26 protein-coding genes and 1 tRNA gene are annotated in these 26473 nt (G+C 65.7%); 14 read left to right on the top strand and 13 right to left on the bottom strand.

Going from position 1 to position 26473, the window contains the following annotated elements:
* Positions 1 to 2: 2 nt before the first annotated feature.
* The 4 genes from Q0L48_RS07190 to Q0L48_RS07175 are packed head-to-tail and all read left to right on the top strand — an operon-like array spanning position 3 to position 3770.
* The gene (locus Q0L48_RS07190; RefSeq protein ID WP_296719013.1) at positions 3 to 794 is read left to right on the top strand and encodes a flagellar biosynthetic protein FliR; all 792 of its coding nucleotides are present in this window, start codon (positions 3 to 5) and stop codon (positions 792 to 794) included.
* Positions 794 to 1930, top strand: coding sequence for a flagellar biosynthesis protein FlhB (locus Q0L48_RS07185; protein WP_296719010.1), 1137 nt, complete (start codon positions 794 to 796; stop codon positions 1928 to 1930). The genes Q0L48_RS07190 and Q0L48_RS07185 overlap by 1 nt, the downstream gene beginning before the upstream one ends.
* A 12-nt stretch (positions 1931 to 1942) precedes the next feature.
* Complete coding sequence (fliD, locus tag Q0L48_RS07180) at positions 1943 to 3388, top strand: flagellar filament capping protein FliD (RefSeq protein ID WP_296719008.1); 1446 nt, start codon at positions 1943 to 1945, stop codon at positions 3386 to 3388.
* A gap of 13 nt (positions 3389 to 3401) precedes the next feature.
* Complete coding sequence (locus Q0L48_RS07175) at positions 3402 to 3770, top strand: hypothetical protein (protein WP_296719006.1); 369 nt, start codon at positions 3402 to 3404, stop codon at positions 3768 to 3770.
* A 47-nt stretch (positions 3771 to 3817) separates the two neighbouring features.
* Here Q0L48_RS07175 and Q0L48_RS07170 read toward each other — a convergent pair whose 3' ends face one another.
* Genes Q0L48_RS07170 through Q0L48_RS07160 form a run of 3 tightly spaced genes read right to left on the bottom strand, consistent with a single transcriptional unit; the run spans position 3818 to position 7338 of the window.
* Positions 3818 to 4711 carry an alpha/beta hydrolase gene (locus Q0L48_RS07170; RefSeq protein WP_296719004.1) on the bottom strand — a complete coding sequence of 298 codons (894 nt, stop codon included), beginning with the start codon at positions 4709 to 4711 and terminating at the stop codon, positions 3818 to 3820.
* Positions 4712 to 4766: 55 nt separating this feature from the next.
* Positions 4767 to 6248, bottom strand: a complete 1482-nt coding sequence (locus tag Q0L48_RS07165) for a lipopolysaccharide biosynthesis protein (protein WP_296719001.1) — start codon at positions 6246 to 6248, stop codon at positions 4767 to 4769.
* The gene (locus Q0L48_RS07160; protein WP_296718999.1) at positions 6241 to 7338 is read right to left on the bottom strand and encodes a GNAT family N-acetyltransferase; all 1098 of its coding nucleotides are present in this window, start codon (positions 7336 to 7338) and stop codon (positions 6241 to 6243) included. The genes Q0L48_RS07165 and Q0L48_RS07160 overlap by 8 nt, the downstream gene beginning before the upstream one ends.
* A gap of 226 nt (positions 7339 to 7564) precedes the next feature.
* On the opposite strand from Q0L48_RS07160, the gene Q0L48_RS07155 reads away from it, so the two are divergent.
* The gene (locus Q0L48_RS07155) at positions 7565 to 8056 is read left to right on the top strand and encodes a flavin reductase family protein (RefSeq protein ID WP_296718997.1); all 492 of its coding nucleotides are present in this window, start codon (positions 7565 to 7567) and stop codon (positions 8054 to 8056) included.
* A gap of 9 nt (positions 8057 to 8065) precedes the next feature.
* On the opposite strand, the gene Q0L48_RS07150 is transcribed toward Q0L48_RS07155, so the two are convergent.
* On the bottom strand, positions 8066 to 9178 hold the full coding sequence (locus tag Q0L48_RS07150) for an S-(hydroxymethyl)glutathione dehydrogenase/class III alcohol dehydrogenase (protein WP_296718994.1): 1113 nt from the start codon (positions 9176 to 9178) through the stop codon (positions 8066 to 8068).
* Between the two features lie 55 nt (positions 9179 to 9233).
* Positions 9234 to 9419: a DUF5522 domain-containing protein gene (locus tag Q0L48_RS07145; RefSeq protein ID WP_296718992.1), complete on the bottom strand. Its 186-nt coding sequence runs from the start codon at positions 9417 to 9419 to the stop codon at positions 9234 to 9236.
* 142 nt (positions 9420 to 9561) lie between these two features.
* Here Q0L48_RS07145 and Q0L48_RS07140 point away from each other — a divergent pair, with 142 nt between their 5' ends.
* Together Q0L48_RS07140 and Q0L48_RS07135 are read left to right on the top strand one after the other, a co-directional pair.
* Complete coding sequence (locus Q0L48_RS07140; protein ID WP_296718990.1) at positions 9562 to 12006, top strand: M1 family metallopeptidase; 2445 nt, start codon at positions 9562 to 9564, stop codon at positions 12004 to 12006.
* Positions 12006 to 12506, top strand: coding sequence for a DUF6702 family protein (locus Q0L48_RS07135; RefSeq protein ID WP_296718987.1), 501 nt, complete (start codon positions 12006 to 12008; stop codon positions 12504 to 12506). The genes Q0L48_RS07140 and Q0L48_RS07135 overlap by 1 nt, the downstream gene beginning before the upstream one ends.
* Before the next feature lie 93 nt (positions 12507 to 12599).
* Here Q0L48_RS07135 and Q0L48_RS07130 read toward each other — a convergent pair.
* Positions 12600 to 12684, bottom strand: a tRNA-Leu gene (locus Q0L48_RS07130).
* Positions 12685 to 12802: 118 nt separating this feature from the next.
* On the opposite strand from Q0L48_RS07130, the gene Q0L48_RS07125 reads away from it, so the two are divergent.
* Positions 12803 to 14488, top strand: coding sequence for a cation:proton antiporter (locus Q0L48_RS07125; protein ID WP_296718983.1), 1686 nt, complete (start codon positions 12803 to 12805; stop codon positions 14486 to 14488).
* Between the two features lie 23 nt (positions 14489 to 14511).
* Here the strand turns inward: Q0L48_RS07125 and Q0L48_RS07120 are convergent, their stop codons facing one another.
* The gene (locus Q0L48_RS07120) at positions 14512 to 14793 is read right to left on the bottom strand and encodes an integration host factor subunit beta (RefSeq protein ID WP_296718981.1); all 282 of its coding nucleotides are present in this window, start codon (positions 14791 to 14793) and stop codon (positions 14512 to 14514) included.
* Positions 14794 to 15003: 210 nt separating this feature from the next.
* Positions 15004 to 15357 carry a GntR family transcriptional regulator gene (locus Q0L48_RS07115; protein WP_296718978.1) on the bottom strand — a complete coding sequence of 118 codons (354 nt, stop codon included), beginning with the start codon at positions 15355 to 15357 and terminating at the stop codon, positions 15004 to 15006.
* Between the two features lie 176 nt (positions 15358 to 15533).
* Here Q0L48_RS07115 and Q0L48_RS07110 point away from each other — a divergent pair, with 176 nt between their 5' ends.
* The 5 genes from Q0L48_RS07110 to Q0L48_RS07090 all read left to right on the top strand — a co-directional run bounded on the left by Q0L48_RS07110 (position 15534) and on the right by Q0L48_RS07090 (position 21156).
* Positions 15534 to 17117: a peptide MFS transporter gene (locus Q0L48_RS07110; protein WP_296718975.1), complete on the top strand. Its 1584-nt coding sequence runs from the start codon at positions 15534 to 15536 to the stop codon at positions 17115 to 17117.
* A gap of 89 nt (positions 17118 to 17206) precedes the next feature.
* Entirely contained in the window at positions 17207 to 18625 is a 1419-nt protein-coding gene (locus Q0L48_RS07105) for an amidohydrolase (RefSeq protein ID WP_296718972.1), read from the top strand.
* Positions 18622 to 19938: an amidohydrolase family protein gene (locus Q0L48_RS07100; RefSeq protein WP_296718970.1), complete on the top strand. Its 1317-nt coding sequence runs from the start codon at positions 18622 to 18624 to the stop codon at positions 19936 to 19938. The genes Q0L48_RS07105 and Q0L48_RS07100 overlap by 4 nt, the downstream gene beginning before the upstream one ends.
* Positions 19938 to 20450, top strand: coding sequence for an FKBP-type peptidyl-prolyl cis-trans isomerase (locus Q0L48_RS07095; RefSeq protein ID WP_296719675.1), 513 nt, complete (start codon positions 19938 to 19940; stop codon positions 20448 to 20450). Before Q0L48_RS07100 ends, Q0L48_RS07095 begins: the two co-directional genes overlap by 1 nt.
* 28 nt (positions 20451 to 20478) lie before the next feature.
* On the top strand, positions 20479 to 21156 hold the full coding sequence (locus Q0L48_RS07090; RefSeq protein ID WP_296718968.1) for an NnrU family protein: 678 nt from the start codon (positions 20479 to 20481) through the stop codon (positions 21154 to 21156).
* Here Q0L48_RS07090 and Q0L48_RS07085 read toward each other — a convergent pair whose 3' ends face one another.
* Complete coding sequence (locus Q0L48_RS07085; RefSeq protein WP_296718965.1) at positions 21157 to 21972, bottom strand: crotonase/enoyl-CoA hydratase family protein; 816 nt, start codon at positions 21970 to 21972, stop codon at positions 21157 to 21159.
* A gap of 82 nt (positions 21973 to 22054) precedes the next feature.
* Between Q0L48_RS07085 and Q0L48_RS07080 the strand changes: the two genes are divergently transcribed.
* Positions 22055 to 23059 carry a VacJ family lipoprotein gene (locus tag Q0L48_RS07080; protein ID WP_296718961.1) on the top strand — a complete coding sequence of 335 codons (1005 nt, stop codon included), beginning with the start codon at positions 22055 to 22057 and terminating at the stop codon, positions 23057 to 23059.
* Between the two features lie 2 nt (positions 23060 to 23061).
* On the opposite strand, the gene dxs is transcribed toward Q0L48_RS07080, so the two are convergent.
* From dxs to Q0L48_RS07060, 4 genes are all read right to left on the bottom strand, one after another.
* Positions 23062 to 24987, bottom strand: a complete 1926-nt coding sequence (gene dxs, locus Q0L48_RS07075) for a 1-deoxy-D-xylulose-5-phosphate synthase (protein WP_296718957.1) — start codon at positions 24985 to 24987, stop codon at positions 23062 to 23064.
* Between the two features lie 71 nt (positions 24988 to 25058).
* A complete protein-coding gene (locus Q0L48_RS07070; protein WP_296718954.1) occupies positions 25059 to 25541 on the bottom strand; it encodes a Fur family transcriptional regulator in 483 nt (160 codons plus the stop codon).
* Positions 25542 to 25591: 50 nt separating this feature from the next.
* Positions 25592 to 26278: a peptide-methionine (S)-S-oxide reductase MsrA gene (gene msrA / locus Q0L48_RS07065; RefSeq protein ID WP_296718951.1), complete on the bottom strand. Its 687-nt coding sequence runs from the start codon at positions 26276 to 26278 to the stop codon at positions 25592 to 25594.
* Entirely contained in the window at positions 26278 to 26466 is a 189-nt protein-coding gene (locus tag Q0L48_RS07060; RefSeq protein WP_296718948.1) for a hypothetical protein, read from the bottom strand. Before Q0L48_RS07060 ends, msrA begins: the two co-directional genes overlap by 1 nt.
* Positions 26467 to 26473 lie beyond the last annotated feature (7 nt).

Below are 26473 nucleotides of genomic sequence, written 5' to 3'. Positions count from 1 at the left end.
GGGTGAACGTGCTCGATTTCGGCTTGGGCAGCCTTGAAGGGCAGTTGTGGCAGATATTCTTCCTGTCGATCCGCTGCGGCGCAGCGCTGATGGCCGCGCCGATGGTGGGCGGCATGGCCGTGCCCGCGCCGGTGCGCATCCTGCTCAGCATCGTTTTGGGGTTCTTCGTTGCGACCTGGGTGCCGCTCGCGCCAGCGCCTGCGATGCTGAGTTTCGCCGCCGTCCTCGCCGTGCTCCATGAAATGCTGGTCGGCGCCGCACTGGGGTTCGTGCTGCAACTCGCCTTTGCAATCCCGCTGATCGCGGCCGAGCAGATTTCGGGCACCATGGGCCTTGCCATCGCCACCTCGATCGATCCCAGCAGCGGCGCGCAATCGGGCGCGCTGGGCACGTTTTTCGGGCTTGTGCTCAGCCTGCTGTTCTACGCCATCGGCGCGCATCTGCTGTGGTTCGAACTGCTGATCGAAAGCTACCGATTGCTGCCTGCAGGCGAATTCGCCTTCGGGACGTGGCGGGCGCAGAGCGTGGTGATGTTCATGGGGTATGGCCTCGCCACCGCAGCCGCCATCGCGCTGCCGGTCGTGCTGGTGCTGCTGCTGGTTCAGGTGGTGACCGGGATGGTCGCGCGCTCGGCCCCGGCGCTCAACCTGTTCGCGCTCGGCCTGCCTGCAGGCGTGCTGGCGGGGATCGCCGCGCTGATCATCGCCATCCCGGTGATGGTGGAACAGTTCGCAGGCGTGATCGAGGCCGGGCTGGATCAGGCCACGACGCTGGTCACGCAGGAGCCGCGCTGATGGCTGAAGAAACTCCGGGTGAAAAGACATTCGATCCCACCCCCAAGCGCCGCAGCGATGCCGCCAAGAAGGGCGATGTGCTGCGGTCGAAGGAGGTGGCCACCGTGGCCGCGACCGGCACCGGTGCGCTGGCGCTGCTGGGCCTGGGGCCGTGGCTGGCGGACAGCATGGCGGCGACGGCCCGCGCAGGCTTCATGTTCGATCGCGGCGCGCTCGACGGGTTTGCGCCAGGCGCAGCGATGGCGAATGCTGCCGCCGCGATCCTGCCGCCGGTGATGGCGCTGGGGCTGATAGCGGCGCTGGTGACGGTGGTTTCGCAATTGCTGCTGGGCGAAGGGCGCTTCGTCCCCGGCAATGCGGCGTTCAAGGCCTCGCGCATCAACCCGCTTTCCGGGCTGAAACGGATTTTCGGCTGGCAGGGGTTGATCGAGCTGGGCAAGGGCCTGCTGAAACTGGGCTTGCTGGGCGGGATCGCGTGGTTCTGGGCAGCGGCGCAGCTGCCTGCGCTGCTGGTGCTGGGCCGCAGCCCGCTGGAGGCGCAGATCGGGATTGCGACCGGGGCGATTACCGGGCTGGTCGGCGCACTGCTGGCCGGGCTCGCGGTGATCGCAATGATCGATTATCCGCTGCAACGTTTCCAGCGCGACAAGCGGCTGAAGATGAGCCTGCAGGACATGCGCGACGAGCACAAGCAGGCCGAAGGCTCGCCCGAGATGAAATCCGCCCGCCGCCAGCGTCAGCGCGATCTGGCGCGCGGCGGGGTCGCCAAGGCGATGAAGGAGGCGCAGTTCGTGATCGTCAACCCGCTGCATTTCGCGGTCGCGCTGACCTATGATCCCGCGCTGGCACCTGCTCCGGTGGTGTTGGCCAAGGGGCGCGGCGATACCGCGCTCGCCATGCGCGAGATCGCAGGCGAGGATGGGCTGCCCGTGCTGGAATATCCGCAGCTTGCCCGCGCAGTCTATTTCACCACGCAGCCGAACCAGATGGTGCGCGAGGAGCTGTATGTCGCGATCGCTTCGCTGGTGGCGTTCGTGCTGGCGCTGAAACGCGGCCAGCACCCGCGCCGCCCGGCGGTGGCGGTGCCACCCGAATTGTGTTTCGACGGCGATGGAAAGCTGCCGATGCAGGCTTAAACCCCGCCGCTGATGTCCGTTATTCAGGACATGGAAAATCCCGGCTCCTCGATCATCTCGGCGCTTGGCGCAGGCAGCGGCATCGATTTTATCGCACTCGCCAGCAATATCTCCGACGCCAGCTTTGCCTTTCAGCGCAACACCGTGGAGGCGCGGCGCGAAACGCTCGAAGCGCAGATTTCCGCCGCCGGGCAATTGCGCAATGCCGTGACCAGCCTTGCCAGTGCCTTGGGCGACCGGATCCGCAATGGCGATCTCGCCCCGCGCGGCGAGCTGGGCAATCCCGGCGTGGCGCGGGTCAGCGTGCCTGCTGGACTATCCCCGCGCGGCACATACTCGCTCGAAGTCACCAGCCTTGCGCAGGGGCAGACGCTGGTCGGCAATGCCTATGCCAGCCGCGATGATCTGGTCGGCGAAGGCACGCTGAACATCCGGTTCGGTACAGCGGGCGCTGGCAACTTTACCGCCGATGCCGCGCGCGATCCGCTGGCGATCACTGTCACCTCCGACGATACGCTCGCGACGCTGGCGGCCAGGATCACCCGCGAAAGCGGCGGCGCGGTGAGCGCCTATGTCGCCACTGGCGCCGACGGCGCGCAGCTGGTGCTGAAGGGCGCCGAGGGCGCGGCGAACGGCTTTGTGCTGGAACCCGCAGGCGCGGGCGGCGGCGCGGTGCCGGGCGACCTCAGCTACCTCGGCTGGAACCCGGCCAGCGATGCAGGCGAACTGCGCGCCGACGCCAGCGATGCCGAATTCCTGCTCGATACCGTAGCGATGACCAGCGCCTCCAACCGCGTCACCGGGCTGCCGGGCGGTTTCACCCTCAACCTCACCGGCACCAACACCGGAGCGCCGACCAGCCTGACCTTCGCCAACAACACCGATGCGATTTCCGGTGTGATGAGCGATTTCGTCGCGGCGCTGAACGATATTTCCGCGCAGGTGAAAGACCTCGCCTCCCCGCTCGGCGGCGAGCTTGGCAATGATCCGGGCGCGCGCGAATTGCGCCGCGATCTGGCGGCACTGGCCGGGCAGGTGGTGATGCCGGGCGCAGGTGCGGGGGAGCCGCGCACGCTGGCCGATCTGGGGCTTGTGCTGAACCGTGACGGTACCTTCCGGCTGGACACGGCGCGGCTCAATCAGGCGCTCGAAACCAGCCCGAATGCGGTCGCCGCGATGTTCACCGTCGGGCCTTCGGGCGTGTTCGCCACCATTGACCGGTTTGCGCGCGACAACAGCCTCGTCAACGATCCCGGATCGCTGGGCGGATCGGTGCGACGGTTCGAGGCGCAGCTCGAACGCAGCGACGATCGGCTGGCCCGGATCGCCGAACAGCAGGAAAATTTGCGCGAACGCCTGACCCGCGATCTGGCTGCGTCCGAACGCCGGGTCGCGGCCTCGCAATCGACGCTGACCTTCATTCGCCAGCAGGTCGATATCTGGTCGGCGGACAACTGAGAGAGCACCGGACATGCAACTGCTTTCCCGCAATCCCGCCGCCGCCTATCGCCGGGTCGAACTCGACGCCCGGGTCGAAGCGTCGAGCGCTGCCGATCTCACCCGCATCTGTCTGGAGGAAGCGATCGCCGCGCTTGGGCAGGCGCTGCTGGCATTGGAGCGCGACCCGGATACCATCCCGCGCGAGGCGCTGACGCGGGCGCAGACGATCACCTTGTGGCTCGCCCGCTCGGTCGCGCCCGAACACCCGCTGCACGGCAGTCTCGTCACATTCTACGGCGGACTGGCAAGCCAGATCGGCGCGAACTTCGCCCGCGCCCGGCCAGAGGAGATCGCCCGCGTACGCGGCGATCTGCGCGATCTGTTGGCGGCGGCGGGGTGAGCAGCTAGCAATGTTTCACGTGAAACATTTGCCGAAACCCGGCGCCCTCAGCCGATCATCCCGGCGATGATCCGCGCCGCATCTTCCGGGTCTTCGAACGGGTGAAAATGGGTCCGGTCGGGACGGTAAAGATCTTCGCCCTGCGGCAGGATCGCAGCGAGTTCCGGCCAGGTCGGCGAGCTTTTGAAATCGGTGAGGTCACTGGCCTTGGCGCGCACCACCAGCACCGGCAGCATGACGGTCTTCGCCGCCTCCAGAATCGCGCCGTTGCTGCGGCTGGAGGCGTAAACACTGGCCTCGACCTCGGGCGCGCAGGCCAGTTCGTATCCCTCGCCCGATGCGGCGGGGACCAGTCCGTGGCGGCAGTAATCCTCGAACACCCGCGCATCGAACAGGCAATAGGGATCGCGCGCGCGGAACCGTTCCATCATCGCCTCGGGCGACGCGAAATCGCGCTTGCGGCGGCTTGCCGGGTGCGGGTTGTCGGCGGTGAACAGGGCCTCTGGCCCCGTGTAGTAATCGGGCGCGAGGATCACCGGATCGAATAGCACCAGGCGGCTGAACTCGGACGGATGATCGGCGGCGACCTGCAACAGCGTGTGCGCCCCCATCGAATGCCCGATGCCGATCGCGCCGCTGATCTGCGCCTGTTCGAGGAACCCGGCGACATCGCTGGCGACCAACCGCCAATCGGCAATCGGCCCGCCGCCCGATTGTCCGTGGCCGCGCAGGTCGATCGCGTAGGCGGCATGGGCCGGGAACTGCGCGATGATGGTATCGAACACCCGCCCGTGAAACCCGGTCGCATGGGCGAAAACCAGCGGCGGCGCATCCAAAGCGTGGGATGGGCTAGCGGGGGCCGCCGGCCATTCGTGGACAGCCAGATCGATGCCGTTGACGCCGTATGTGCGGGTGGTCGGAGCCGGGCGGAGTGCAGTCATGCCGCCGCCCAACCGCATCGCGCCGACGGTGTCAATCGCGCGTGCCGGTTACGGCTCAGGTTGCAGGGGCAGGCTCGCTCTCGCCCCGCTCGCGCAGGAAACGCAGCGCTTCGGCCATCCGGTCGGGCGCGATCAGGTGCAGCGCGGCGCCATAAATCCCGATCCCCAGCATCACCGCCCTCCCCAGCGCCACCAGCGGCAACACCGGCGGCAGCAGGTGCAGCGCCAGCGCCACGCCCGCCGCCATCGTCAGAGCAGCGGCCAGCGGGGGAAGGACGGCGCGGATCAAGCCGCCGAGCCTGAGCCCCAGCACCCGCCCGGACAACCGCACCGTAGCCGCCGTCAGCACTGCCATCCCGCCAACCCAGCCCCATGCAAAGCCGGTCACGCCCCACTGCGATCCGATCAGGAAGCCGCAGGGCATCACCACGCTGCCGAGCATCGTCACCCTCAGCGCGATTCCCGGAAACCCCCGCGCATTGGTGGCGGGCGAAAACAGGATCTGCAGCGTCAGCATCGCCATCGCGGCGGCGAGGATCGGCAGCAGCGGGACGATTTCCATCCACTTCTCCCCCAGCAGCACCGGCACCAGCGCCGGAGCGACCACGGCCAGCCCGGCATAGGCGGGCAGCGCCACCATCATCACCAGACGGATGGTGGCGAGCAGCGGCTCCGGCCCCGTTCCCGTCTGGCGCGAATAGGCGGCATAGGCGACCTCGTTGATCGGCGGCACGAACTTGGCGGCGAGCAACTGCGCGAGGAACAGCCCGGTGGTATAGACCCCCAGCGTATGCGGATCGAGCACACGGCCCGCGATCATCACATCTGCCTGGCTCTGCACGAACCAGAACAGCTGCGTCGCGGTCATCACCCCGCCGAACCCCGCAATATGACCTGCCCCGGTAAAGCGGAAGCTGGGGCGGATCGGCGAACGCGCGGCCCAGGTCATGCCGACCGCCTCGGTCATGAACATCACCATCGGCGCGGCGACCAGCGTCCACACGCCCCAACCTGAAAATGCGCCGGTCAGCGCGGTCGCCGCCCCCGTCAGCGCAGCGGCGAGGCGCACCTGCGCCGGACGGCGGAAATCCATCTTGCGGCTGAGGATCGCGTGCGGCAGCGCGCTGAACGGCACCGCCAGATAAATCAGCGATTGCACCCGCAGCAGATCGGTCACCATCGGCTGATCGAACCACAGCGCCACCAGCGGCGCGGCGAGGAACTGGATCAGGGCCAGCCCGCAATTGAGCAGGATCAGCATCCCCAGCGTCTGGCGCAGGCGTTCTTCGGTAACTTCCTTCTCGCGGATCAGCGCGCTCGCCAGTCCCCACCCGTTCATGGTGGACAGCAGCACCAGCATCACCTGCGCCATCGCGAACAGGCCGTAATCTTCGGGCGCCAGCAGGCGGATGACGATCAGGGTCGAACACCAGGACACGATCTGGGTCAGCACCTGACTGCCCGAACGCCAGATCACCGCCGCGCGCACCTGCGCCGATAGCGACGGGCCTGCGGAAAGGGGGTCGGCCTCAGCCATTGCGGGTTGCGGACCCTCCGGTTGCGGCCTTGCCCCAGATTCTGGCGAGCACGCGCGCGGCGGTGCGGCTGCGCACGAACAGCAGGTCGGCCAGGTCATAGCCGGCATATGCCCCCATCGCGCGTTTGTAGCCGCTGTCGCCTGTGCCCATGTCCATCACCGACCTGCCATCGGCGATCGCATCTTCCAGCACCTTGTAATTGACCAGCTTGCCGATGTTGCAGTTCGCCAAGTCCTCGGCATAGCTGGCTGCGATCCCGTATTGCCACGCCCCGTCATGAAGATCGAAGCTGAAGGCAACCGGGCGATCATCCAGCATCAGAATGGTGGCGGCGAGGTTTGCCGCGATCACCGGATCGGTCAGCGCCTCGCGCCACACCTGCCGCTGGTGCGGGCGCATGAATTTGGCGCCGCTGCCATCGGTGGTGCGCGCGATCCAGCTTGCCGCCTCGATCCGCCCCATGTCGTCGAGCACGCTGTCGTTCCACGCGCTGCCGCGCACATGGCGCCAGCGCGGGGTGCCGAGCGCTTCGAGCTTGCGCCACGCCGTCCGCAGCCGCCGCGCGGTCGAGGATTGCGGCCAGCCTTTGGCCCGCAGGGCATCGCAGTCGATCAGCCAGGCCGTGCCTGCCGGGCGCGACAGCACGTGCCAACCGGCCAGCTGCGCCGCCTCGACCAACATCACCGTGGAGGGATCGTCGCTGCGCGCCGGGCCGAGCCGCCACACGCGGCCAAGGCTGCGCGCAGCCGGATGGCGGAGCGCCGCTGCGAGTTCGAACGCATCGGTATCCTGCGCCAGTTGAATGCCGCGAAACGGCCAGTAACTGCCCGGCACCTTGCGTGCGCCCAGCACGGCTGTGACCAGCGGAGTGGGGCCAAATCCGGTGGTCGGGATGGCCGCGATCATGCTTCCGCTATCGCGCCGGACGATCAGTGTCCGCCCCTTCCCTGCTGCCCCTGCACCAAACCACGCCGCCCGCAGGAACCCGCGGCCTGACAGGCTTCGCTCCGCCAGCGCGTCGATTGCGGACGCAAAGCCTGCGCTGCTTTCGAGCGTGAGCGCGGCGGCTGCGATTTTCGTTGCGAACATCAATCACCTGCTGCGCCGTCCGGGGGAAATGGCGCTTTGGGCTGCCCTAGCGCGGCGGCGTAACCACCCGGTTAACCAAGCAGCTGTTTTATGGCCGGGCAGCAATGCGCCGGAACCTGTGGCCGCGGCATTGATTGACAAGCTGCCGATCCGCGGGGCAACGCTGCCCCGCGCCGCTGATGCACCCGTTTTTCTGCCTGTCCCGCCATTTGTTCCGGAGAGCCTCTTGCCCGATTCCCTTACCCCGGCTGACTTCCGCCAGCTGATGGGCCAGTTCGCGACCGGGGTGGCGGTGGTATCGGTGCTGACGGAGTCCGGTAACGAAGTCGCGGCGATGACGATCAACTCGCTGGTTTCGGTCTCGCTCGATCCGATGCTGGTGTGCTGGAACCTGCAGAATTCCTCCAGCCAGTTCGCGCTTTATGCCGGGGCGAAACGGTTCGCGGTCAGCATTCTGGCCGAAGGCCAGCAGTCGCTCGCCCGGCGCTATGCCGCGCGCGGCAGCACGGCGTTGAGCCCGGCGGATTTCGAGACCGGGCCGGATGGCCTGCCGGTGATCGCGGGCGCACTGGGCCATGTCGCCTGCCGCCGCTTTGCCGCGCACGCAGCCGGCGATCACACGCTGATCCTCGGGCAGGTCGAGGGCATGGCGCAGGCCGCATCGGCGCTGCGCCCGCTGGTGTTCTTCGGCGGGCGGTTCGAGGAAATCGCGCCCTAGAACAACGCCCTAGAACACTACCACGCTGCGGATCGACTTGCCTTCGTGCATCAGATCGAAGGCGGTGTTGATCTCTTCCAGACCCATCACGTGAGTGATCATCGGATCGATCTCGATCTTGCCGGTCATGTACATGTCGACGATCTTGGGCACATCGGTGCGGCCCTTGGCTCCGCCGAACGCGGTGCCGCGCCAGTTGCGGCCCGTCACCAGCTGGAACGGGCGGGTGGCGATTTCCTTGCCCGCTTCGGCCACGCCGATGATGATGCTGGTGCCCCAGCCGCGGTGGCAGGCTTCCAATGCAGTGCGCATCACGTCGGTGTTGCCGGTGGCATCGAAGGTGTAATCCGCGCCGCCATCGGTCATTTCGACGATCTTGGCGACGGTCTCCTCGCGGCTCAGCCCCTTGGAGTTGAGGAAGTGGGTCATGCCGAACCGCTTGCCCCATTCCTCGCGTGCGGGATTTATGTCGACCCCGATGATCAGGTTCGCGCCCGCCAACCGCGCGCCCTGAATGACGTTGAGGCCGATCCCGCCGAGGCCGAACACCACGACATTGTCGCCGACCTGCACCTTGGCGGTGTTGGTCACCGCGCCCACGCCGGTGGTGACGCCGCAGCCGATGTAGCAGGCGGACTGGAACGGCGCGTCCTCGCGGATTTTGGCGACGGCGATTTCGGGCAGCACCGTGAAGTTCGAGAAGGTCGAACAGCCCATGTAATGGAAGATCGGCTGGCCCTTGTAGCTGAAGCGCGTGGTGCCGTCGGGCATCAGCCCCTTGCCCTGCGTGGCGCGGATCGCGGTGCACAGATTGGTCTTGCCCGACAGGCACGACTTACACTGACGGCATTCGGGGGTGTAAAGCGGGATCACGTGATCGCCGGGCTTCACGCTGGTCACGCCCGCGCCAACCTCGCGCACGATGCCTGCGCCTTCATGGCCCAGAACGCTCGGGAAGATACCCTCGCTGTCGAATCCGTCGAGCGTATAGGCGTCGGTGTGGCAAATGCCGGTTGCCATGATCTCGACCAGCACTTCACCGGCCTTGGGGCCTTCGAGATCGAGTTCGACCACTTCGAGCGGCTGTTTGGCGGCAAAGGCGACGGCGGCGCGGGTTTTCATGGATACATTCTCCTTGCCGCGACGCCTATTCCCGCCGGGCCCCGCTTGGCAAGGGTCACGTGCGGGGCTTTACCGCCTCGTGATCATAGGGACAGTGGCGGCACGCCGATCCGCAGCACTTGCCGCGCGCAAGGTGCGCCGCCCGCGTGAACACCATGTAGCCGGTGGCCGGATCGCGATAAGTCGCCTCCCCGCGGGCGCAGGCGGCTTCGTGCAGTGAATGCCACGCGGGTTCGGTCATCCTGCGCCAGATAGGGCGAAAGTCACCCGGATGCCATGCACGAAACAAAATTGCCCGGATCGGCAGGATAACGGCTTGCGCGCCTCATCCTTTTGCGCTTTGTCGGGCCATCATCCGCTTGTTACATACCCGGAGAACGCCCTTGCGTTTCGCGCTGTTTGTCGCCGCTTTGCTGTTTGCGATTCCCGTCTTTCAACCCGTGAACGCCCAGGGGATCGAGCAGACCAAGGGGGACTACGAAGACAAGTTCCGCCAACTTGATGAAGTGCTGCCCACGCCCAACGTCTACCGCAATGCCAGCGGCGCGCCGGGGCATGAATACTGGCAGCAGCAGGTCGATTACAGCATCACCGCAGAGCTCGACGAGCCGCGCCGCCGGATTACCGCGCGCGCGACGATCCGTTACACCAACAATTCGCCCGACGCCCTGCCGTGGCTTTGGATGCAGCTTGACCAGAACATCTTCCGCACAGATTCCATGGCCGAGCTGACCGATGCGTTCGGCGGTCCCGGACGGCGCGGGCCGAAGGTCAGCCTCGGTTCGGCGAGCGAGCCGACCAAGCTGTCGATGGAGGAACTGCGCCGACAGCAGGCGATGGCGGACAACACCTATGGTTATGACATCGGCGCGGTGCGCGACATGGCGGGCGCTGACCTGCCGCACACCATTGTCGGCACACTGATGCGGATCGATCTGCCCGCGCCGCTCGCGCCCGGCGAAAGCACCGAATTCGCCATCGAGTGGGCATTCAACATCGTCGAGGAAGACGCGGTGGTCGCGCGTTCGGGCTACGAACATTTCCCTGACGACCCGCGCAAGGGCGGCAACGACATCTTCCTGCTGGCCCAGTGGTTCCCGCGCATGGTCGCCTATTCGGATTACGAAGGCTGGCATAACAAGGAGTTCCTCGGCCGGGGCGAATTCACGCTCGAATTCGGGAACTACGAGGTCGCGATGACCGTGCCCGACGATCACATCGTCGCGTCGACCGGCGTGCTGCAGAACCCCGACGCGGTGCTGACCGCGACCCAGCGCCAGCGGATCGAGGCGGCCAAAAATGCCGATGCGCCGATGTTCATCGTCACGCCCGAAGAAGCCGCCGCTGCCGAAGCAGGCAATCCGCGCGGAACCAAGACGTGGCAGTTTTCCGCCACAAACGTGCGCGATTTCGCCTGGGCGTCCAGCCGCAAGTTCATGTGGGACGCGCAAGGCCACAAGCAGCCCGGCGCAGAGCACGAAACCGTGCTCGCCATGAGCTTCTGGCCCAAGGAAGGCGGCGAATTGTGGCGCAAATATTCCACCGCTGCCGTGGTTCACACCATGAAGGTCTATTCGCGCTTCAGCTTCGATTATCCCTATCCCACCGCGCAGTCCGTGAACGGGCCGGTGGGCGGCATGGAATATCCGATGATCACCTTCAACGGCCCGCGCACCATCCTGAACAAGGATGGCAGCCGCACCTATTCGCTGGCCGAGAAAATGTTCCTCGTCGGAGTGGTGATCCACGAAGTCGGCCACATCTATTTCCCGATGACGGTCAATTCGGATGAACGCCAGTGGACGTGGATGGATGAAGGCCTCAACTCCTTCCTCGATTCGGTCGCCGGGTATGAGTGGGACCCGGACATGCCGTGGACCCGCAGCCTGCCGCGCGACATGGTGTCCTACATGGTGTCGAACCAGCAGGAACCGATCATGACGCAATCGGACTCGGTGACGAACCTCGGCGCGAACGCGTATGGCAAGCCGTCGGCGGCCTATCACGTCCTGCGCGACACGGTGATCGGGCGCGAGCGGTTCGATTTCGCGCTGAAGGAATATGCCCGCCGCTGGAAGTTCAAACGCCCGACGCCTGCCGATTTCTTCCGCACCATCGAGGAAGCATCCGGGACCGATCTCGACTGGTTCTGGCGCGGCTGGTTCTACACCACCGATCACGTCGATATTTCGCTGGATTCGATCTACCGTCTGCAGATCGACACTGCCGATCCCGATATCGACCTGCCCCGCCGCCGCGCCGAAAGCGATTCGGAGCCCGAGGTGATCGGCAACACGCTGAACCGCCAGCAGCGCCTGCCGATCTGGGTGCTGGAAAACCGCGGCGTCACCGATTTCTACGACGCCAATGACGAATTCACCGTCACGCCCAAGGACCGCAAGAAATACACCGATTTCCTCGACGGGCTCGACCCGTGGGAACGCCGCGTGTTCGACCGCGCGGTGAAGGAGGACGCGAGCTATTACGTCCTCAACTTTGCCAACAAGGGCGGGCTGGTGATGCCGATCATTCTCGGCCTCACCTTCGAGGATGGCAGCACCGAAAAGCTGAACATCCCCGCCGAAATCTGGCGCCGCAATTCGCACGAAGTCGCCAAGCTTCTGGTCTTCCCCAAGGGCAAGGAACTGGTGCAGGTCGTCGTCGATCCCGACTGGGAAACCGCCGATGCCGATATCGAAAACAACCACTATCCGCGCCGGATCATCCCCAGCCGGATCGAAGCCTTCAAGTCCGAGGCGAGCAAATCGCGCGTCGGCCGCGACCTGATGGGGGAAGCGGCAGGCGCGGAGCCGGACGGACGCAAGTGATGCTGCGCCGCCTTGCCTTGATGATCGCGCTGGTGCTGGCGGCTCCTCTGGCGCTGCCTGTGGCTGCGCACCAGCAGAAGATCGCGATCAGCACTGTGTCGGTGAACCCCCGGACCGACCGCCTCGAAGCGGTGCATCAGGTGCCGGTGCACGATGCCGAACACGCGCTGAGGGCTCAGGGCGCCAAGACGCCCGACATCGTCGGCAGCGCCGACAGCCGCGAAGCCTTTGCCCGGTATGTCGCGCGCCGGTTCCTGCTGGAGGTGGACGGCGCGCCTGCCGCCATGGAATATGTCGGCAGCGAAATCACCGGCGGCAGCCTGATGGTCTATCTCGAAGCCCCCGCCCCGCGCGCCAATGCGACGGTGCGGGTCAATTCGCAGATCCTGACCGATGTCTGGGCGCGGCAGGAAAACCGCGTCAATCTCGGCAGTGGTACCGATGTGACCACCTTCATCTTCAGCGCCGGTGACGGCCCGCGCGAAGCCCCGCTGCGCTGAGCCGTCAAGCGGCCGTTCCTGACACCTCCCGCGCTTCGTTTGGGAGCAATCCGGCCAAGCCCGTCCCCCGGACGGGCTTGAAACGCGGATTGCTGGTGCGGGTGGCGGGACTCGAACCCGCACGAGCAAAGCTCAGGGGATTTTAAGTCCCCGGCGTCTACCATTCCGCCACACCCGCCAACGCACGGCGCGCCTTTGCCACAACTTGCCTGCCGAGCGCCAGAGCTTGTCAGACTTTGCGCGAACGCCCATTTGTCTGAACATTGGCTGCAAGATGGGCGGCAACAGGGGCTTACATGGCAGGCGATCCGGTACACGACGCGCATTCGGTGGTTGCCACGATCCAGCCGGCAATCACCCTGCTCGGGCTCGGCATCGGCGCGGCGCTGGCCAGCCGCGCGCTGCGGCTCAATCCGATCGTCGGCTATATCGGGCTGGGACTGGGGCTCGCAAGCCTCGGCATGGCGCCCGATTTCAGCGGGCCGCTGGTGGCCGCGATGGCCGAAGCGGGGGTGATGTTCCTGCTGTTCAACCTCGGCCTGCATTTCTCCCTGGGACGCATCCGGGCCGAGGCGGGCAATATCTTCGGCTTCGGCGCATTGCAGATGGTGATCGCAGGCGGCGTGTTTGCGGCGCTGTTCGCGGCGCTCGGCCTGCCTACCGGTTTTGCCGCTATCGCCGGGTTTTCGATGGGTCTGTCATCCACCGCGGTGGTGATAGGACTGATTCGCGAGCGCGATCAGGATGATTGCCCGGTGGGCCGCGCTGCGCAGGCGATCCTGATCTTTCAGGATATCGCCGCGATCCTGTTGCTGGTGGCGGCCGGCGCGCTGGCGGGCGGCGGGTCGTTGGCCCCGGCGCTGGGCATGGCCGGAGCCAAGGCGCTCGCCGCGTTCGGCATCGCCGTGCTGTTCGCGCGCTATCTGACCGAGCCATTGTTCCGCCTGATTGCGCGCGCCGGCACCACCGAGGTCTACACCGCGACCGCGCTGTTCATCGCGCTGGCGGCGGGCTGGGCCACCGGCATGGCCGGACTATCGCTGACCTTGGGCGCGTTTCTGGGCGGCATGGCGGTGGCGGATTCGCGCTACCGCATTCTGGTGCAGACCGAGATCGACGCGTTTCGGGGGCTGTTCCTGAGCTTTTTCTTCATCTCGGTCGGGCTGAGCATCGATCCGGCCCTGCTCGCGCAGGATTGGCACTGGGTGCTGCTCGCTGCGGCGGGCCTGATCGCGATCAAGTGCGCGCTCAATGTCGTCGCCGCGCTGGTCAACCGCTGGTCGGTGCCGGGGTCGATCCAGCTGGGCTTTCTGCTGGGACAGGGGAGCGAATTCACGCTGGTGCTGCTGGCGCTGCCTGCGGTGGCCGGGCTGGCCGAGCCGCGGCTGGTGGCGACGCTCGTCACCGCGATTGCGATCAGCCTTGCCGTCACCCCGCCGGTTTCAAATCTCGGGCGCAAGCTGGCAGGCCGCCTGCGCGCCGGGCCGCCAGATGCCAAGCTGGCGGGCGATGATGCGCCGGTGGTAATTATCGGGCTGACTCCTGCGGGCAGAGCGGTAGCCGACGCGCTGGCCTATAACGCCATCGGCTATCTTGCGATCGAACCCGATCACGACCGGTTCCAGCTGGCGCTGGCGGACGGCTATCATGTGCACAGCGCCAACCCCGGCGATCCGCGCAGTTGGGACGCGATCGGCATGGGGCGGCGCGATGTGGTGGTGGTGGCGACCGGCAACCTTGCGGTCTCGCGCGAGCTGACTCCGCTGGTGCAGGAACGCATGCCCGGCATCGCGCGAATCATCGCGCTGCCCGGCCCGGATGCAGTGGAGGAGTTCGACACGCTCGGCATGGTGCCGGTCGATGTCAGCCGCGACACCGGAAACGAGCGCCTGGCCGACGCGGTGTTCGCCGCGCTCGGCCGCGAACGCCGGCACGCGGCGTTCGGCTGGGCAGACGAAGAACGCGTCAGCGCCGCCGCCTGAGCGGCGCGCGCGCGTTTTTCGGTCTAGCCTTCGTTCAGGCGTTCACGGATTTCCTTGCCGGCCTTGAAATAGGGCACGCGCTTGGATGGCACGTCCACCGTTTCGCCGGTGCGCGGATTGCGCCCGCTGCGGGCGTCACGCTCGCGGGTCGAAAACGCGCCAAAGCCGCGCAGTTCCACCCTTCCGCCCTCGGCCAATCGCTGGGCGATTTCGTCGAAGAAAATGTCGACCACCTGCTCGATTTCCTCGGCACGCAGTTCGGGATTGCTCTTGTGCAGTTCCTGCAACAACTCGGATCTGATCATCGCGATCTCCCGGCGTTCATAAGCTCACCTGTCCCATGTAACGCCGTAAGCGGGTTTGCCCCGCGGTTTTATGTACTCGCCTCCGACCCGAAAGGCGCCCCCTTTAATCGCAGCACGCAACGCGATGCAATCCCATTGCGTTCTGCAGTGCATAAAGTGTCATAAATCGATAGGTTGCGCAATGTTCACATCGACATAGCCGCACTTGTGTCAGGATAGGAGCGCAAGATCCGCAGGATCGAGGCCCAGGCGCGCCATCCGGCTGCGGATTTCGGGCCATTCCTCGTGCAGGAAGGCCTCGCGCTCGCGCGCCCGCAAGCGTTCCGCCGCGCCCTTCACCACATACATCCCGACCCCGCGCTGCACTTCGACCAGGCCGTCGTTCTGGAACTGCTGATACGCTTTCGCCACAGTCAGCGGGTTCGCGCCCTGCTCCGCCGCCAGCGCGCGCACCGATGGCAGCATCGCGCCTTCGGCATAGGCGCCGTCGATGATGGCAGCGGCGATCTGGTCGCGCAGCTTGAGATAGACGGGCCTGTTGGAGTTGGGGCGGTTGGGGTTCATCGTGGTGCAGTGTCCCTTGCGAGGTGCATCAGTGCCATAATACAGCCATGCGCGTCAAGGATCGCAGGGAAACGGTTACATCCGAAACAAAAGCTTCACATGGGCGATTGAGCCGCTAGTTTGCCCCGCCATGGGACCGCGCCCGGGAGGGGCGCGCATTAGGGATATCCGATTACATGGCTACAGCTGAGCTTCCGCACGGGGACAGCGCCGGGACTTTCCTCGGCCACCCGAAAGGTCTGTTCGTCCTCTTCTTCGCCGAGATGTGGGAGCGTTTCTCCTACTACGGCATGCGGGCGCTGCTGATCTTCTACCTCACCAAGCACTGGCTGTTTTCGGATAGCGACGCAGGCATCATCTACGGTGCCTATACCGCGCTGGTGTATATCACGCCGGTGGTGGGCGGCTATCTGGCCGACAAGTATCTCGGCCAACGCAAGGCCGTGGTGTTCGGCGCGGTGCTGCTGACGCTGGGCCACTTCTTCATGGCGTTCGAAGGCGAACCGGCGGCGGGCAATGAAGGCAACCCGATCATCTACGTGTTCTGGTTGGCGCTGGCGCTGATCATCGTCGGATCGGGCTTTCTGAAGGCCAATATCTCGGTGATCGTGGGCCAGCTCTATCCGCGCACCGATGTGCGCCGCGACGGGGCCTACACGATCTTCTACATGGGGATTAACCTTGGCGCAGCGATGGGTTCGCTGCTGTGCGGCTATATCGGCGAGACCTATGGCTGGGCCTATGGCTTCGGGCTGGCGGGCATCGGGATGCTGGCGGGCCTTGTGGTATTCTCGCTCGGCAAGGGGCTGCTGCTGGGCCGGGGCGAACCGCCCAAGGCGCTCGCCAAGCGGACCGAGTGGTCGATGTACGCCATCGGCGTCGCACTGGTCGGGCTGTGCTGGGTGCTGATCCAGTATCAGTCGCTGGTGGGCTGGCTGCTCGGCGGGTTCGGCGGATTGCTGGTGGCCTACGTGCTGTTTACCGCCGTCGTGAAGCTCGATCCGGAAGACCGCGACCGCATCTTTGCGGCGCTGTTCCTGATCGTCACCTCGATCGTGTTCTGGGCGCTGTTCGAACAGGCCGGATCTTCGCTCAACCTGTTCACCGATCGCCATGTCGATCGCGGCGGGGTGCCGGCATCGGTGTTCCAGTCGATCAACGCGATCTACATCATCCTGCTCGCGCCGATCTTCGCAACGCTGTGGACCGTGCTCGGACGCAAGGGGCTGGAGCCGTCCTCGCCGCTGAAATTCGGGCTGGGCGTGGTGCAGGTGGGCCTCGGCTTCCTGGTGCTGGTATGGGGCGCGAACAGCGTGGGTGTGGACGTGGCGGTGCCGGTGGTCTTCATCTTCCTGATCTACCTGCTGCACACCACCGGTGAGCTTTGCCTCAGCCCCGTCGGCCTTTCGGCGATGAACCGGCTGGCACCGGCGCACATGGCATCGCTGATCATGGGCACATGGTTCTTCGCCTCGGCGACGGGGAACTTCGCCGCAGGCCTGATCGCGGCGGCCACCGGCGCAGAAGGCGTGGGCGAGGAAGCGGGCAAGGAACTGGTGCTGAGCGTCTATTCGACCGTCGGCTGGTACGCCATCGCGATTGGTGTGGGCGTCATGGTCATCAGCCCGCTCATCAAGAAGCTGATGCACCTCGACACGCTGCGCGACGACAATGTCGGCGACGATCTGGAGGGCCAGAGCGAAGCCGGGATGGAAGCGCAGCAGGCCGGGGTCCATCCCTCCACCCGTCCGGCGGAATAGATAAACCCGCCACAAAGTCGGTCCAACCGTATGGACACACCCCCGTTTCCCCGCCACACTTCACGGCGGGGAAACGGGAAGGTTTGTGAATGCCAGAAATATTGAATCTGCGGACGCGCATGGGCGCGTTTGCCACTCTCGCCAGCGCGCTCGCGCTGGGTGCCTGCGCCACCACAGGCACCGCAGACGACACCGCCAGCACCAAATCCGACGCGAAGGAATTCGCCCCCAAGACCGAGGCCGAGGGCGTGTTCCCCTCGACCTACTCACCCTATCCCGGCACTGCCACCGCGCTGAAAGGCGCGACCGTGTTCGACGGCAAGGGCGGCAAGATCGAGAACGGTGTGGTGTTCATGTCCGGCGGCAAGATCGTCGCGGTGGGCGGGCCGGAAACCCCGATACCTGCCGACATCGCGGTGTTCGACGGCACCGGTAAATTCGTCACCCCCGGCATCATCGATATCCACTCGCACCTGGGCGATTACCCCTCGCCCGGCGTGGACGCGCATTCCGACGGGAACGAGGCGACCAGCCCGACCACACCCGAGGTCTGGGCCGAACATTCGGTCTGGCCGCAGGATCCCGGCTTTGCCCGCGCGCTCGCCAATGGCGGTATCACTGCGCTGCAGATCCTTCCCGGATCGGCCAACCTGATGGGCGGACGTTCGGTCACGCTCAAGAACGTGCCGGGGCGCACCACCCAGCAGATGAAGTTTCCCGGCGCGCCCTACGGCTTCAAGATGGCCTGCGGGGAGAACCCCAAGCGCGTCTATGGCGGCCGCGGGCGGATGCCTTCGACCCGGATGGGCAACCTTGCGGTCAACCGCGACACCTGGCTCGACGCGATCGACTATGCCAACGACAAGAAGGCCAAGCGCGACCTCGGCAAGGAGACGCTGGTGGGCGTGCTGGAAGGCGATATCCTCGTCCACAACCACTGCTACCGCGCCGACGAAATGGCGCTGGTGATGGATATGGCCAAGGAGATGGGCTATAAAGTCACCGCCTTCCACCACGCGGTCGAAGCCTACAAGATCGGCGATCTGCTGCGCGAAAACGACGTGTGCAGCGCGATCTGGGCCGATTGGTACGGCTTCAAGATGGAAAGCTACGACGGCATCCTCGAAAACGCCGCCTTCCTGCAACGCGAAGGCGCGTGCGTGGTGATCCATTCGGACGATTCGAACGATATCCAGCGGCTCAATCAGGAAGCACGCAAGGCGCAGAAGGCTGGCCTCAGGCTCGGGATCGACATCTCCGATGCGACCGCGATCCAGTGGATCACCTACAACGCCGCCAAGGCGATGGGGATCGAGGAGATGACCGGCAGTCTCGAACCCGGCAAGATGGCCGATGTGGTGCTGTGGAACGGCGATCCGCTCAGCGTCTATTCGCGGCCAGAGAAGGTCTGGATCGACGGCGCACTGATGTACGACGCGCTCGATCCCAAACGCCGTCCGGTGAGCGATTTCGAGCTGGGCCAGCCCGGTGAAGGAGATGTGAAATGAAGCGCCTCCTTCAACTCGCAGCCAGCGCGCTGGCGCTTTCGGCCACCCCCACGCTGGCGCAGGATGTGGTGATCGCCAATGCCCGCCTCGTGATCGGTGATGGCTCCGCCCCGCTCGATGGTGGGGTGGTGATCGTGGACGATGGCAGGGTGGTATTCGCCGGCAAGCCCGCTCCGGGCGAGCGGTACGAAACCGATGTGGTGATCGACGCGGACGGAGCATGGGTCACGCCCGGCATCTTCGCCACGCTCACCTCGCTCGGCCTCGCGGATGTTTCGGCGGTGAGCGAATCGAACGATATCCGCGCAGGCGGCTCCCCGTTCAGCGCGGCGCTCGATGCGGCGAGTGCGATCAATCCGGTGTCGCAGCACATCCTCGTCCACCGCGCGTCGGGCATTACCCGCGCGGCGACGACGACGCTGCCCGCAGGGTCGATCTTTGCCGGACAAGGCGCGATCATCGATCTCGACGGCGATAGCCAGCCTGTGATGCAGGCGCGCGCGTTCCAGATGATCAATCTGGGCGAAGGCGGCGGGCGACTGGCAGGCGGCAGCCGGGTCGCGGCCTATGCGCTGCTCAAGGCGTCGCTGCGCGAGGCGCAGGCGCTCGACGGTAAGCCCGGCATTCCCGGAACCACCGAGATCGTCAAGGACGACGAAGTGCTGCTCAGCCGCTTCGATGCCGAGGCGCTGGTGCCGGTCGTGACGGGGCGGCAGAAACTGTATGTCGCGGTCGAGCGGGCGGCGGATATCCGCGCCGTGCTGGCGCTCAAGAATGATTATCCCAAGCTCGATCTGGTGCTGGTCGGCGTGACCGAAGGCTGGCTGGTGGCGGACGAGATCGCTGCGGCCGGCGTTCCGGTGATCGCCAATGGTCTGCTCGATCTGCCCGACACCTTCGAACAGCTCGGCGCGACCCAGAGCAATGCCGGGCGCATGGCCCGCGCCGGGGTCAAGGTCGCGCTCAATGCTGCGACCATGCAGGACCCGCGCCGGTTACAGCAGGTGGCGGGCAATCTGGTGGCGCTTACCCGCGTGCCGGGGGCGACCGGCATGGACTGGGGCAAGGCTTTTGCCGCAATCAGCTCCGTTCCGGCGGAAATCAGCGGCATGGGCGGCAAGGCGGGCGTGCTGAAAGCGGGCGCGCTGGGCGATGTGGTGCTGTGGGACGGCGATCCGCTCGAAGTGGGATCGGTGCCGACGCGGGTGTTCATCGGCGGAGTCGAACAGAACCTCGAAAGCCATCAGAGCCGCCTGCGTGATCGTTATCGCGACCTCGACGAGAGCGAACTGCCCAAGGCTTACGATTGGTGATGCGCTGGCCTGCAAAGCTGGCGGTTGCCGGACTGGCTGGCGCGCTGCTGTGCGCCGGTCAGCCCGCTTTGGCGCAGGATGGGGCGGTTGGCCCCGCAGCCGATCCCAGAGCGCAGGATCCCGTCTGGCATTCGCAGCAGCAGATCTATCTGCTCGGCCTGACAGCGCAGGACGGGTGGCATTTGATCGACGGCGGGGTGCGCTGGCGCTGGCTCACGTATCTTGCATCGGACCGCAAGCCGACCGTCGCCGACCGGATCACGGTCCATTACGAGGGGCGCTTGCTCGACGGGACGGTGTTCGACAGTTCGTATGAGCGCGGCAAACCCGCGACCTTCCCATTGGGCCGACTGGTCGAGGGCTGGCAGCGCGCCATCCCCCAAATGGGCGTGGGTGAAACCATCGAAATCGCGATCCCCGCAGACCTCGCCTATGGCCCGGTCGGGCGGGGGCCGATCCCGGCCAACGCGACACTGGTTTTCAAAGTGGAATTGATCGGAATCGAAGACTAGGTTCCGGCGTTGCTTTGGGGGTGGGGTGATGAACGAAGCTTTGTGGATTCTCGTCGCGGCCAATGTCGCCTTTGTCGGCACGCATTTCGCAATGTCGCACCCGCTGCGCGCGCCGATGGTCAAGGCCATGGGCGCGGGCGGGTTTCAGGCGGCCTATATTGTCGTCAGCTTCGCCACACTGGCATGGGTCTATTTCGCCTTTGTCGCTGCGCCGCCTGCCGACTTGCCCGGTTCGGGTGAGGTCGGCTGGATCGCCGCAACGATCATCACGCTCCCCGCCATGATCCTGCTGGCGGGATCGTTCATCGGCAATCCCGCGCTGCCCACGCCCATGGCCGAGGCGCAGGCGCGTGCAGAACCGGGCGGCGTGTTCCGCGTCACCCGCCACCCGATGATGTGGGGGATCGGGTTGTGGGCGCTGTCGCACATGGTGCTGTGGTGGAGCACCCGCACACTGATCGTGGCGCTGGCGATGGGCATCCTCGCGCTGGTCGGCGCAAAGTTTCAGGACGCCAAAAAGGAAGCGCTGATGGGCGATGCCTGGGCGCAATGGGAGAGCAAGACCAGCTACTGGCCGCGGCTTGGCCGGTTCCCCAGCATCGGCGCGTTGCCGCTGTTGGCGGGCACCGCGCTGTGGCTGGCGGCAAGCTGGGTGCACCTGTGGCGCGCGGGCATCCCGGCAGGGGTGTTCCGGTGGGTCGGGTGACTATTCGCCGGTAAATACCGCCGCGCGTTTCTCGATCAGTGCTGCCACGCCTTCGGCATGATCGGCGGTAGTGTGCATCATCGCCTGCGTGTTCGCCGCCAGTTCGAGCGCGCTGTCGTAGCTCACCTGTTGGCCCTGCCGCAGCAGCATCTTGGTCTGCCTGAGCGCGTGCGGCGGCATCGCGGCGATCTTTGCGGCCAGCGCGCGGGCTTCGTCCAGCAGCGCCTCGGCGGGTACTACCCGGCTGACAAGACCCCACTCCTTCGCGGTGGCAGCGTCGATCACGTCGCCTGTATAGAACAATTCCGCCGCGCGGCTCATCCCGATCACGCGCGGCAGGATCCAGGTGCCGCCATCGCCGGGGATGATCCCGAGCTTGAGGAACGTCACGCCGAACTTCGCCGCCTCGCTGGCGATGCGGATATCGGCGAGGCAGGCGACATCGCACCCGAGCCCGATCGCGGGCCCGTTGACCGCCGCAATCACCGGCACGCGCAATCCGTAAAGCGCGCGCAGCATCTGGTGGATATTGTCGCGGTACCCGTCGGAGATCGCCGGCGCGGTGCCGCCAAAGGTGCCGGTCTTGCCCTGCATCGCCTTGATATCGCCGCCCGCGCTGAACGCCCGGCCCGCGCCGGTCAGGATCACCACCCGGCATTCCATGTCACGGTTGATCGCATCGGCGACGCCGACAAACGCATCTCCGTCGCCCGGCGCGCCGAGCGGGTTCATTGTCTCAGCCCGGTCGAGCGTCAGAATGGTGACCGGGCCTTCGCGGGCGATCCGGATCAGGGATTGAGAGGTGCTGTTGGGCATTCGGGGGGACCTTGCACAATGTCGACATGGAGTTAAGCCTAGGTATAGGCGGGGGACAGCAGGGAGGGAACAGAGGATTGTCATGCCGAACCTTGCACTTATCACCATCTCCCAACCCGTGCTGAGCGCCGCGATGGCAGTGTCCGGCCCGCTTCCTGCAGAGCCGCAAGCCGCGCCAGCCCCAGCGCCCGCGCCGCTGGCATGGTCGCTGCAGGCAGCCCCAGGCGCCGCTCCGCCCGAGAGCGATCTGCCACCGCAGGACGAGCAGACGCCCCCCGACGAGGTCAACGAGATCGTGGTCGAAGGTGCCTACGGTCCGCCCGAAGGCGATCCGGCGGAAAAGCTCAACGCGGAAAGCTACCGGATCACGCAGGCGGTCGACCAGGCTGTGATCGAGCCGGTCGCCTATGCCTATCGCGACGGCTTGCCGGAGCCTTTGCGCGATGGCCTCGGCAATGTCGTGCGCAACCTTGGGGAGCCGAGCAATGCACTCAATTTCCTGCTGCAGGGCAAGATCGGCAAGGCATTCGGCGCGTTGGGACGGCTGGCGATCAATTCGACGCTGGGGCTGGGCGGGCTGATCGACATCGCGGCCAAGCCGGGCATCGGCATCCCCTATCGCCGCAACGGCTTTGCCAACACCATGGGGTTCTACGGGGTGGAATCGGGGCCGTATCTGTACTTGCCGGTGACCGGCGCAACCAGCTTGCGCGACATCATCGGCAGCACGCTCGATCAGTCGCTGCTGCCGTTTGCCGTGGGCAAGCCGTTCAACCAGCCGGAATATGCGGTGACCTATTTCGTGGTCAACGGGCTCGACCAGCGGCTCGAGGTCGATGCCGAACTGGCCGAAATCCGCGCGTCGGACGACCCCTATGCCGAGCGGCGCGATACCTATCTGGCGAGGCGCGAACGCGAAATCGCTGCGCTGAAGGGCGAAGTCGTTGAGGATGAGCCGGAGGCGCCGGTCGCAGGCGAGGCGCAGCCGGAACCGGCAGACCCGCAGGCCACTGCCCCGGATCAGCCGCCGCTATCGCTGGTCGAGCAGGTGCAGCTGACCGCGCGCACCATACCCGCCACGCGCTAGGTTCAGGCGCGCGCCTCTTCTTCGATCCCGGCGCTGTTGTGCTTCAGCGCCTTCAGCACGGTCTCGACGATGTGCGGGGCGTTGAGGCGGGCCTCGTCGTACTGCTTCACCGGATCGTCGTGATCGATGAAAATGTCGGGCAGGCGCATGGTGCGCACCTTCAGACCCGAATCGGTCAGCCCTTCGTCGCTGGCATAGGTCAGCACGTGCGCGCCCAGACCGCCGATCGCGCCTTCCTCGATCGTTACCACCACCTCATGCGTGCGCATCAGGCGGGCGATCAGGTCCTCGTCCAGCGGCTTGGCAAAGCGCATGTCGGCAACCGTGGTGGAAAGCCCCTTGGCCTCCAGCATGTCGGCGGCTTTCAGCGCTTCGGGCAAGCGCGCGCCGAGTGACAGGATCGCGACCTTGGTGCCATCACGCACCAGCCTGCCCTTGCCGATTTCCAGCTTCTGCGGAACTTCCGGCAGCGCCACTCCGGTGCCGTTGCCGCGCGGGTAGCGGAAGGCAATCGGGCCGTCGTCATATTCGGCGGCGGTGTAAGTCATGTGGACCAGCTCCGCCTCGTCGGCGGCGGCCATCACCACCATGTTCGGCAGGGTAGCGAGATAGGTGACGTCGAAACTGCCTGCGTGGGTCGCGCCGTCGGCCCCAACCAGACCGGCGCGGTCGATCGCGAAGCGCACCGGCAGGTTCTGGATGCATACGTCGTGCACCACCTGATCATAGGCGCGCTGCAGGAAGGTGGAATAGATCGCCGCAAACGGCCGCATACCTTCTGCCGCCATCCCGGCCGCAAAGGTCACCGCGTGCTGTTCGGCAATGCCGACATCGAAGGTGCGCGTCGGGTGCGCCTTGGCGAACTTGTCGACACCCGTGCCCGAGGGCATGGCGGCGGTGATCGCGCAGATGCGGTCGTCGGTCTCGGCCAGCTTCGCCAGCGTCAGGCCGAACACGTCCTGATAGGCAGGCGGGCCGGCTGCAGCCTTTTTCTTCTCGCCGGTGATGACATCGAACTTGGGTACGCCGTGGTACTTGTCGGCGCTGTTCTCGGCAGGCGCGTAGCCCTTGCCCTTTTCGGTGACGACGTGGATCAGCACCGGGCCTTCGGATGTGTCGCGAACATTCTCCAGCACGGGGAGCAGGTGATCGAGATTGTGCCCGTCGATCGGGCCGACATAGTAGAAGCCCAATTCCTCGAACAGCGTCCCGCCGGTCACCATGCCGCGGGTGAATTCTTCCGCCTTGCCGACAGCATCGTGCATCCGGCGGCTCATCTTCTGGATCACGCGGCTGGCGAGGCTGCGGATGCCGAGATATTCGCTGGAGGACACCATCCGCGCCAAATAGGCGGACAGCCCGCCCACCGGCGGCGCGATCGACATGTCGTTATCGTTGAGGATCACCACCAGCCGGTTGCCCGCCTGCGCGGCGTTGTTCATCGCCTCATAGGCCATCCCGGCGCTCATCGAACCATCGCCGATCACCGCGATCCCGCGTCCCGGCTGGCCTTTCAGCTTGTTGGCGATGGCAAAGCCGAGCGCCGCCGAAATCGAGGTCGAGGAATGCGCCGCGCCGAACGGGTCGTATTCGCTTTCCGAACGCTTGGTGAAGCCCGAAAGCCCGCCGCCCTGCCGCAGCGTGCGGATGCGGTCACGCCGCCCGGTGATGATCTTGTGCGGATAGCACTGGTGGCCCACGTCCCACACCAGCTTGTCGTCGGGCGTGTTGAAGACATAGTGGATCGCCACGGTCAGTTCGACCACGCCCAGCCCTGAACCCAGATGCCCGCCCGACGTGCTGACCGCGTCGATCATCTCGGAGCGGAGTTCGTCGGCGAGCTGGCGGAGCTGTTCGGGCTTGAGGCGGCGCAGATCGTCGGGAGTGTCAACCTGATCGAGCAGGGGGGTGTAAGGCGATTGTGTCATAGGGCTTAGCTTTACACATTGGGAACCAACCTGTCGATGCAGGGTTGATCACGCTCAAACTTCGCGGCGCTTCACGTGCAGCTCCTGCACAACCCGCGAATCTCCAACACCGGACGCTCCGCCTTGAACTGGCGTGCAGCGGCAATCGCCCGCACTGATCGACTCACGTCCTCGTCATCGACATGGGCGGCCTCGCCGCATTCGTCGCACACCAGAAAAATGCAGTCATGCGCGCAGCCGGGGTGCGTGTTGGCGAGGTAGGCATTCGCACTTTCGACCCGCATCGCGAGGTTGTTCGCCACGAACACATCGAGAATGCGGTAGACCGAATTGGGCGCGACCCGCTTGCCCCGCGCCGCCGAGAGATTGTCGGCAATGTCGTAGGCCGACACCGGGCGTTCGTGCTGCGCCAGTTCGGCAAACACTGATTCGCGCATTGCCGTCCACTGCTCGCCCGCAGTCGTCAGCGCGCGGGCGGCCGCGACGACCAGGCTTTCACCGGCGTGTTCGTGGTGCGTGTGGCTGTGCGGAAGATCGTTTGCTGGCTGGCCCATGGGCACGAATATAGGCGCTGGTTCACCATTTCGCCAAGCGGTTCGCACGTTCAGCTTGCGTCGCGCAGGAAGGTGGCGCGGTAATGGGTGGGAAACAGCGCCTTGAGCGCGTCGACCTTGGGCTTGTCCCAGCGCATGATGTACCCGTGGCGCGGGTTTTTCGCCATGAAATCCTGATGATAGGTCTCTGCCGGGTAGAACGCCTTGTAGGGTTCGATCGCCGTTACAATCGGCTTCGACCACAGGCCGGACTTGCCGAGCTGGGCGATATAGGCGCGGGCCACCGCCGCCTGTTCCTTGCTGGTCGGCACCAACGCGCCGCGATAATGCGCGCCGACGTCCGGCCCCTGCCGGTTCTTCAGAGTCGGGTCGGCCACCACGGAAAAGTATATGCGCAGCAATTCGTCATAGCGCACCACTGCCGGATCATAGGTGACCTTCACCGATTCGGCATGATCGGTAAGGCCGCTGACGATGATATCGTACTTGGCGCTGGCCGCATTGCCGCCGTGGAAGCCCGAAACCGCCGATTTCACGCCGTTCACATGGCTGAACACGCCTTCCACGCCCCAGAAGCAGCCGCCCGCGAAGATCGCGGTTTTCAAGCCCCCGGAACCTTCCTTGGCAATGCGAGCCGAAGCGGGGGCGTTAACGAGCTCCTCTGCGGCAACAGCGGGCCCGGCGCAGGCCGACAGGCCGAGCGATCCGGCCAGCAACAGGGCGGAAATCTTGTTCATCAAAGTGGCTGTTCCGGTGCAATGACAAATTCGGCGGTCGGCTCCAGCGTCTCGGGCATCGTCGCGGCCTGTGCAGGCGAGGACAGCTCGCCGCCCCAATTTTCGGCATTGGCTCCGGCAATCAGCAGTGCTCCGATCGCGAATCCGATCGAGAAATTGCGGAGAAGTTCGGGAGAGAAAAGGCGCATGGGCTTG

It is taken from the genome of Erythrobacter sp. (assembly GCF_024305245.1).
Lineage (GTDB): Bacteria > Pseudomonadota > Alphaproteobacteria > Sphingomonadales > Sphingomonadaceae > Erythrobacter.
This window is presented reverse-complemented; position numbering and strand designations above follow the sequence as displayed.

Excerpts from the sequence above, each read along its gene's own strand:
- Q0L48_RS07185 (WP_296719010.1), top strand. The coding sequence starts at position 794 with ATGGCTGAAGAAACTCCGGGTGAAAAGACATTCGATCCCACCCCCAAG.
- fliD (WP_296719008.1), top strand. The coding sequence starts at position 1,943 with ATGTCCGTTATTCAGGACATGGAAAATCCCGGCTCCTCGATCATCTCG.
- Q0L48_RS07175 (WP_296719006.1), top strand. The coding sequence starts at position 3,402 with ATGCAACTGCTTTCCCGCAATCCCGCCGCCGCCTATCGCCGGGTCGAA.
- Q0L48_RS07170 (WP_296719004.1), bottom strand. The coding sequence starts at position 4,711 with ATGACTGCACTCCGCCCGGCTCCGACCACCCGCACATACGGCGTCAAC.
- Q0L48_RS07165 (WP_296719001.1), bottom strand. The coding sequence starts at position 6,248 with ATGGCTGAGGCCGACCCCCTTTCCGCAGGCCCGTCGCTATCGGCGCAG.
- Q0L48_RS07160 (WP_296718999.1), bottom strand. The coding sequence starts at position 7,338 with ATGTTCGCAACGAAAATCGCAGCCGCCGCGCTCACGCTCGAAAGCAGC.
- Q0L48_RS07150 (WP_296718994.1), bottom strand. The coding sequence starts at position 9,178 with ATGAAAACCCGCGCCGCCGTCGCCTTTGCCGCCAAACAGCCGCTCGAA.
- Q0L48_RS07145 (WP_296718992.1), bottom strand. The coding sequence starts at position 9,419 with ATGACCGAACCCGCGTGGCATTCACTGCACGAAGCCGCCTGCGCCCGC.
- Q0L48_RS07135 (WP_296718987.1), top strand. The coding sequence starts at position 12,006 with ATGCTGCGCCGCCTTGCCTTGATGATCGCGCTGGTGCTGGCGGCTCCT.
- Q0L48_RS07125 (WP_296718983.1), top strand. The coding sequence starts at position 12,803 with ATGGCAGGCGATCCGGTACACGACGCGCATTCGGTGGTTGCCACGATC.
- Q0L48_RS07120 (WP_296718981.1), bottom strand. The coding sequence starts at position 14,793 with ATGATCAGATCCGAGTTGTTGCAGGAACTGCACAAGAGCAATCCCGAA.
- Q0L48_RS07115 (WP_296718978.1), bottom strand. The coding sequence starts at position 15,357 with ATGAACCCCAACCGCCCCAACTCCAACAGGCCCGTCTATCTCAAGCTG.
- Q0L48_RS07110 (WP_296718975.1), top strand. The coding sequence starts at position 15,534 with ATGGCTACAGCTGAGCTTCCGCACGGGGACAGCGCCGGGACTTTCCTC.
- Q0L48_RS07105 (WP_296718972.1), top strand. The coding sequence starts at position 17,207 with ATGCCAGAAATATTGAATCTGCGGACGCGCATGGGCGCGTTTGCCACT.
- Q0L48_RS07100 (WP_296718970.1), top strand. The coding sequence starts at position 18,622 with ATGAAGCGCCTCCTTCAACTCGCAGCCAGCGCGCTGGCGCTTTCGGCC.
- Q0L48_RS07095 (WP_296719675.1), top strand. The coding sequence starts at position 19,938 with ATGCGCTGGCCTGCAAAGCTGGCGGTTGCCGGACTGGCTGGCGCGCTG.
- Q0L48_RS07090 (WP_296718968.1), top strand. The coding sequence starts at position 20,479 with ATGAACGAAGCTTTGTGGATTCTCGTCGCGGCCAATGTCGCCTTTGTC.
- Q0L48_RS07085 (WP_296718965.1), bottom strand. The coding sequence starts at position 21,972 with ATGCCCAACAGCACCTCTCAATCCCTGATCCGGATCGCCCGCGAAGGC.
- Q0L48_RS07080 (WP_296718961.1), top strand. The coding sequence starts at position 22,055 with ATGCCGAACCTTGCACTTATCACCATCTCCCAACCCGTGCTGAGCGCC.
- dxs (WP_296718957.1), bottom strand. The coding sequence starts at position 24,987 with ATGACACAATCGCCTTACACCCCCCTGCTCGATCAGGTTGACACTCCC.
- Q0L48_RS07070 (WP_296718954.1), bottom strand. The coding sequence starts at position 25,541 with ATGGGCCAGCCAGCAAACGATCTTCCGCACAGCCACACGCACCACGAA.
- msrA (WP_296718951.1), bottom strand. The coding sequence starts at position 26,278 with ATGAACAAGATTTCCGCCCTGTTGCTGGCCGGATCGCTCGGCCTGTCG.
- Q0L48_RS07060 (WP_296718948.1), bottom strand. The coding sequence starts at position 26,466 with ATGCGCCTTTTCTCTCCCGAACTTCTCCGCAATTTCTCGATCGGATTC.